Origin of the sequence: Aphanizomenon sp. UHCC 0183 (genome assembly GCF_009712065.1) — a bacterium.
GTDB classification, from domain to species: domain Bacteria; phylum Cyanobacteriota; class Cyanobacteriia; order Cyanobacteriales; family Nostocaceae; genus Dolichospermum; species Dolichospermum heterosporum.
This window is the reverse complement of record NZ_VILC01000022.1, coordinates 62,628-69,216: the sequence shown is the minus strand read 5'-3', so window position 1 is coordinate 69,216 and position 6,589 is coordinate 62,628. Positions and strand designations below refer to the sequence as shown.

5 protein-coding genes and 1 pseudogene are annotated in these 6,589 nt (G+C 40.7%); 2 read left to right on the top strand and 4 right to left on the bottom strand.

What is annotated here, in order from left to right:
- Positions 1-168 precede the first annotated feature (168 nt).
- The 3 genes from FJR37_RS10325 to FJR37_RS10315 all read right to left on the bottom strand — a co-directional run bounded on the left by FJR37_RS10325 (position 169) and on the right by FJR37_RS10315 (position 4,231).
- On the bottom strand, positions 169-2,337 hold the full coding sequence (locus FJR37_RS10325) for a PP2C family serine/threonine-protein phosphatase (protein WP_168465962.1): 2,169 nt from the start codon (positions 2,335-2,337) through the stop codon (positions 169-171).
- 214 nt (positions 2,338-2,551) lie between these two features.
- A complete protein-coding gene (locus FJR37_RS10320; RefSeq protein WP_168465961.1) occupies positions 2,552-2,908 on the bottom strand; it encodes an NAD(P)H-quinone oxidoreductase subunit M in 357 nt (118 codons plus the stop codon).
- Positions 2,909-3,049: 141 nt separating this feature from the next.
- Positions 3,050-4,231 (bottom strand): RNA-guided endonuclease TnpB family protein, encoded by a 1,182-nt coding sequence (locus FJR37_RS10315; RefSeq protein WP_081981296.1) that lies wholly within the window; start codon positions 4,229-4,231, stop codon positions 3,050-3,052.
- A gap of 34 nt (positions 4,232-4,265) precedes the next feature.
- Here FJR37_RS10315 and FJR37_RS10310 point away from each other — a divergent pair.
- Both FJR37_RS10310 and FJR37_RS10305 read left to right on the top strand, forming a co-directional pair.
- Positions 4,266-4,394, top strand: a pseudogene (locus tag FJR37_RS10310) (transposase); the annotation flags it as partial.
- Between the two features lie 945 nt (positions 4,395-5,339).
- The gene (locus FJR37_RS10305) at positions 5,340-5,621 is read left to right on the top strand and encodes an Npun_R1517 family heterocyst differentiation transcriptional regulator (RefSeq protein ID WP_027400789.1); all 282 of its coding nucleotides are present in this window, start codon (positions 5,340-5,342) and stop codon (positions 5,619-5,621) included.
- A 264-nt stretch (positions 5,622-5,885) separates the two neighbouring features.
- On the opposite strand, the gene FJR37_RS10300 is transcribed toward FJR37_RS10305, so the two are convergent.
- A complete protein-coding gene (locus tag FJR37_RS10300) occupies positions 5,886-6,581 on the bottom strand; it encodes a response regulator transcription factor (protein WP_027400790.1) in 696 nt (231 codons plus the stop codon).
- Between the last annotated feature and the right edge of the window lie 8 nt (positions 6,582-6,589).

Here is a 6,589-nt window from a genome sequence, read left to right as displayed (position 1 = left end):
CCCCCGACTCCCCCCACTCCCCCCACTCCCCCGCCTCCCCCGACTCCCCCGACTCCCCCCACTCCCACCACTCCCTCCACTCCCCCGACTCCCCCCACTCCCACCACTCCCACCACTCCCTCCACTCCCCCACTTCCCCTACTTCCTCTGCTCCCCGCTCCCTATTCCCTATTCACAAATACTAGATTGATCTGATTGTAAAATAGAGATGTCTTTAGCTAAAGCTTGCAGTTCGGAAAAGTTAAGTTGGACTCTTTTAAGCGTTTCTGGTGCAGGATTAGATTTTTGACAAATACGCAAACTTACATCTGGATTATTTCCATCATTAGGATTAGGTTTTTTATCTATAACTTGGAAAAAACTTTTAGCAGGGAAAGTTTGCTTATTTAAGGTTATGGGACTATTAGCTTGAATCACCCAATTAGGAGAGAGATTATCTAAAGTTCTTTGTGCCGTTAAAGTTGGTTGTTGACTAGAAAATGGAGACGGAGAAGAAATTATTGTTGTTGGTGACTTAATTTGGAGTTTAAACCAATATCCCAGCAAACCAGATGATAACGTTAACCCTAAGAGAATAAACAACTGTAATGGTAATTGGGAAAGTTTAGCAGTCTTGCGTTCAGAAATAACTTGAGTTTTCGGATTATTAATAAAACTCTGCCCATTGGCTGTATCATCACCGGCTGAGTATAATTCTGTGTCAGGTAAAAGATGAGAAATATCCGCTGTAATTATCGTCTCTGGTTCAGAGTATTCAACATGATAATGTACTAAGGCAATAGTGGCATTATCATGTCCATTTTTAGTATTAGCAATTTCTATTAATCTTTGGGCAACATCTTCTATACTTGTTTTTCCAGAGAGAAGAGGTAAGATTTCAGTTTCCCAAGATTCTTCCACTCTATCAAAATCACTCAGACCATCGGAAGTGAGTAAGAAAACAGCATCTTCATCAACAATAAAGCGTTGAGATGTGGGGTGCAGCGAGGTACTTTTACTCATTCCCAATGCCTGAACCAATGAGCCAGAACCCCTGTGTTCTAAAGCTTCCCTGTAAAGAGCATAGCCTAAACGGACCTCGCGGGACGCGACATCATCATCTAAGGTAACTTGATGACAACCATGATGAGTAATCCAATAGGCACGACTATCACCGACATGGGCAATATATATTTCATGGGCAATAGGCAAAGCCATGACAATAGTTGTTCCCATGCGTTGTCGCCCTTGACGATGTTCGTTATCGTTACGCTGGCTGATTTTGTCATTAGCTTTGGCTACTGCCCGTTCTAAGTCTAAAAGTAGTAAGGATGGATCTATGTTGTCGGTGGGAACTGAAGTCAGTTCTTTGACTTGTTTATAAATAGTTTCAATTGCGAGGTTGGAAGCCACGTTACCGCCTTCATGTCCACCAATACCATCACAAACAATAGCTAGGGTGTTCTCCTGCGGTGATTTAGTGATTAAAGTGTCCCCAGCGGGGTAACAAGCATCTTCGTTACGGGGGCGGCTCGGTCCTGGGTCTGTTTTAGTGTAGATTTTAATTGTGGCTGTTTGAGATTTTGCTAATTGGCTCAATCCCTGATCTAAAATTTTAATTAATTGACTCGATGAGTTAATTTCTCCTTTAATTAACCAATCACATACTTGCTGCACAAATGGAGCAATATTTGGTTTAGTAGTTGGGAGCAGTTGCTGCCAAAATTCTCCTAATTGGCATAATGTCGGCGAGTTTTTGTCATCGAACCGTAATTCTAATAAGCGAATTAGTACCCCTTCCACTCTTAATACAGAATTATCTAAAAGGCTAGATGCTACGCCTTCAATGACTAGGGGCTGCCACAAATTAGCTAATTGCCACAGCCAATGAATTTGACGCATTGATGAGGCTTGACTCCAAGAATCGTCTAAGCTTTGACATAGACTGACTTGAGTAATGCTTGCATTAACTATTAATGGTGGTTTTTCTAATAGTAGTATTTCTGTTTTGGTCTGCCCATTACTTAAATTGAGGACTCCATAAACTTGTGGGATGTGGAGACGATGGGTAATTAGTTTGAGGTAGGGTCTAATTTTTTCTAAATTATCTAATTCAGGTATTTCGGGCAATAAACCAGGTTTGATATCTAAAAGTATGGATTTATTAATGACTAAATAGCGAGCGCCCGCATCGCTTAAAATAGAGCCAGGATGACAGTGGCTAAAATCACTGCCCACAGCCCAGAGATAACGCTTCGGCAAGGGAGTGGAACACTGCTGGCAAAATTTGTGGGTGAGGGGATTAGCCGATTGACAATATTCATTTGGGCAGCAGAGCGTTACCGCATCATTTTCCATAGTTTTCCCACCGATTCTGCAATTAGCATTTTCTTCAACAGTATTTGGTAGCTATAGTTACTACCGCGCATACTTTTAGCAACCCACAGATTCATCATAACTTTTATTGTTATGAGAATATGTAGCGATAGCAGAACTAATTCTCAATCTGTCACTGAAACTTGACATAGCCGGCGAATTATCTTCGCCAGGACTAAGTAGATATGTACTATATTTATTGATTGTTACTGGTTGCTACTTGGGGTAGTCCCATACTGTAGTTAGTAACCCGACTGGAGAGATTATAGCTAATTTCACCTTTTTGGAGGAGCGATCGCAGATAATGCTCCAAATCTGAACCAATCCGGCGTAAGTTATAATCTGTCAGATCCTCGCCACTAGATGCTTCTACCAGTTGATCAAACTGGCGATAAACTTTTTGCAAAGCATCTTCGTTCCAGTTGAACTCGTTGTCTGGATCAATATCTAGTGTCAACACTTGATTACTCGGAATCAGTTCATCTTTTTCCATTTCTGCCGCAAAAATGCGAACATGACGGGTTGTGGACTTGAGCAGTATCAGGTTATCCATAAATTTGGGTGTAAGAATTTAGCTAAATTACACTGCAATTATTTTAACTGCTATGTTCGAGCTTACAGCAGAAATGAATGAGAAATTGACATACTCACCGACCTGAAGGTGCGGTGATTCTTGACGCTTCACTGACTGACGCTAACCGTTGCTAGTCTTACTCTGTCTCTGCGCCCGTTTAGAGTCGTGGCAATGCCCTATCCCGACACTTCGGCTTGGCTCAGTGCAAGCTTTATTTATATTTTTTGCGGCGTTCTCGTCTCGGTCGTGTTCAGTCCCACAATTCAGGCACTTAACCGACCGAATTTTTAGATCAAGTTTCCCCCATTTGTAGCCACATTCAGAGCAAATTTGGCTGGTCGGTTCCCATCTATTAATGACGTGAAATGTCCTGCCAAACTTCTGTGATTTAGCTTCACATAACGTCCGAAACTCTCTCCATCCCTGAATACTAATCGCCCTAGCAAGTTTGCGATTTTTAACCATGCCCGATACATTCAAATCTTCTAAAACGATAACTTCATTTTCGCCAACTATTTTGGAGGATAATTTGTGCAAAAAGTCTTTTCTGGTATCAGCTATTTCGTTATGTAGTTTTGCAATTTGAATTCGGGTCTTATTTCTTCGTTGTGAGTCTTTTGGTTGCCGTGCTAATTTCTTCTGAAGTTTGCGAATCTTCCTGTCTAATTTTGAGTAATCGGGGCTTTGGGCTTTTTCTCCATTGCTCATGACAGCAAAAGTTTTTATCCCCAAATCAATACCGATACTTTGGTTTTTAGCATCAATATTAACGGGTTCAACTTCTACTACAAAACTGAGAAAATAACGGTTAGCACAATCCTTTATTACTGTTACAGAGCTAGGAGCGGAGGGTAAATCTCTTGACCAAATCGGGCTAACGTTACCAATTTTGGCTAGATAAACCTCATCCCCTTTGATTGAAAACCCACCGATTCTAAATCGTGCTGACTGCTGATTAGTCTTCTTTTTGAACTTAGGACGACCTAATTTTTTACCTTTGCGTTTCCCTTTTAGCGAATCAAAAAAGTTTTTATAGGCAACTCCCAAATCTGCAACCGATTGTTGCAAAGGAATATTAGAAACATCAGACAACCATTGCCGCTCAATAGTTTTTTTTGCTTGAGTAATAACCAACTTTTGCAAGTCGTTGTTACTTGGTAGTTTTTCTGCTTGTTTACAAATAGCCAGTGCATCATTCCAAACCACGCGAACACAACCAAACAATTGAGCTAAAAGCTTTTGCTGTTGGTCTGTAGGGTAGAAACGGAATTGATATCTGGCTTTCATGGTTAATGCTATCATTGGGCTGTAAATTAATTATATATTGGTCTGCACTGGACAAGCCGGATATAAAAAACCCCACAAAGAATCTCTATGGAGTCCCAGCTATTTTGCCACTTCAGTCGGTGGTGCGCCACTAGAAATATTAAAAGAGTATATTAAGAATCAAGAAAAGCCGTCCTAGAAGGACGGGGCTTGTGTCCCGTCATTTCGGTCACTCTCATCAGGATGTAGGGGCGCAGGGACTGCGGGACTGCGCCCAGGAGTCACTGAGTCAGGAAAAAAGGAATGGAAGGAGAAAGAGGCAAGAGGCAAGAGGCAAGAGTAAAGAGGTTTTCAGCGATTTTACGTTTCTTTACACAGTTTGGTTTTATTGTGTTCACCTAGTAGTTCGTCAAATTTATTTTGACGGGTAATGATCGGAAAAAACTTCTGTTCTTCCCTCCCCTACCCCCCCTACCTCCCCCACATCCCCTACCTCCCCCACCTCCCCTACCTCCCCTACCCCCCTACCCCTCTTCTCCCCCTACCTCCCCTGCTTGCCTTCACCCGCCATTTTCGGGTTGACAACCAGTTACCTGCCCTCTGTTGCAATTGAGAAGTTAATTTTGCCTCATGGATGTGATTATTCACAAAAAATTTTCTGATTTTTTTACTGATTCTGGTTTTTTCTCATGTAAATATACTCAACTTCTAGTGACTTTAGTTAATTTTCCTACAATTATGAATTGCATTTATCAAAGGAGTGTCTTCAGTAAAAATTCTTAAGTATTATCAGGGAATAAAAGTAAAAAAATAATATTTCTTGACGTTTTTAACAAGTTGATGTAAAAACCTTTATCAAGGGCTAATTAACTATTTACAAAAACTTCATGGTATGACATCTTGAAAATTGAATAATAGTTTATGGCTAAGATATGCCATAACTAGTAAAGAAACATCGAAAAATAGTAAAATCTAACTGAAAAAAGACAGGGGGAGTAAAATAGAATGCCAGTTTTACGGATAAGGAGAAATTCTGATCTGTAAAAACTTTGGATTCACAAAAGTATAAAGAAAGTATAAGGAATTTTTCTGGAGATTTAATCCCTAATCCGTATAACCACTAAGCAAATAAATCCTCAAAACTATGAACTCCAAAGCATTACCACGTCAAATAAATAATCCCGAAGTAGGTGTTTATGACTGTGAAATTCACCTCAAATTCCGTCTGATTGAGGAAAAGAGTTTGTTAAGTGATCGTGAGCAACTGTTACAAGTATTACTAGAAGCTTTAACAGAAGGATCTGACGATTTTTTAGAAACCTTACAAGCATCAGTTAAAGCTCAGGAGATTTCAGAGTTTAAAGCCTCTCCACAAATGCGCCGTCAACTGATGCGGTTACGCAATTTCGCTGATACTGTACAATAGTATTTAGCGTAGTTATTTGTGATAGCCGGTCTAATTTAGGGGTTTCAGGGTTAAGTGTTAAAAGTCTGCCTCTACCTATTTTCCCAAATAGTAAGCTTGCTTGTAAACGTAAAACTACGTCTACAATATTTGTGTCTTCGTACTAACAAGCCAAGAGAATTAGTAGTAAAATATGCAACATCATGTTGCTATTTCGGCAGCAAATTTATCTAGGTGCATTTTACCATTTTCTTACCATGTAACTCTCATCACTAAAGGATTAGTTCACTTAGCTAGACCATGTTCTAGGGCAAAACGAACTAACTCCGTGCGGCTATTAGTACCAGTTTTACTAAATAAACGGCTGACATATTTTTCGACATTGCGGACGCTTGTTTCTAGGCGACGGGCAATTTCTTTATTCATTAATCCTTCCGCTACCAAATTTAAAACACTTTGCTCTCTAGGAGTCAAATCTATTTTAAACGGGGCTGGGGATTGGGATATGGCACTCCTGTGAGTTAATAGTATTCTAATTTGAGCGATTTGATTAGCCAAATCGGCAAGATTTGGGGTGTCGCCGTCTTCTCCGGTAGTGGGAGATTGGGCGCTGCGACGCGCTAGTAAGTTTTCAACTATGGCAACTAATTCATCAGGATCGAATGGTTTAGGTAAATACGCATCAACACCTGCATGATAGCCTTGAATGCGATCGCCTGTCATGCCCTTAGCAGTTAGAAAGACCACTGGTAAGGCTTGGAAACGGGGGTCATCTCGCATTTGCTTGAGGAACTGATAGCCATCCACCTGGGGCATCATAATATCAGAAATGACCAAATCAGCGGTGTTCTCTTGCATCCAGTTCCAACCTTCACGGGCATTACTGGCAGTTTGAACCCTAAAACCGCTTTCTTGTAAATATTCTTTGACGGCTTCCCGCAATCCCGGTTCGTCATCTACCAGTAACAATTGTGCTGACATTGAAAATT

Bases quoted from the DNA above. Each gene is read 5' to 3' on its own strand.
- FJR37_RS10325 (WP_168465962.1), bottom strand. From the start codon at position 2,337: ATGGAAAATGATGCGGTAACGCTCTGCTGCCCAAATGAATATTGTCAA.
- FJR37_RS10320 (WP_168465961.1), bottom strand. From the start codon at position 2,908: ATGGATAACCTGATACTGCTCAAGTCCACAACCCGTCATGTTCGCATT.
- FJR37_RS10315 (WP_081981296.1), bottom strand. From the start codon at position 4,231: ATGATAGCATTAACCATGAAAGCCAGATATCAATTCCGTTTCTACCCT.
- FJR37_RS10305 (WP_027400789.1), top strand. From the start codon at position 5,340: ATGAACTCCAAAGCATTACCACGTCAAATAAATAATCCCGAAGTAGGT.
- FJR37_RS10300 (WP_027400790.1), bottom strand. From the start codon at position 6,581: ATGTCAGCACAATTGTTACTGGTAGATGACGAACCGGGATTGCGGGAA.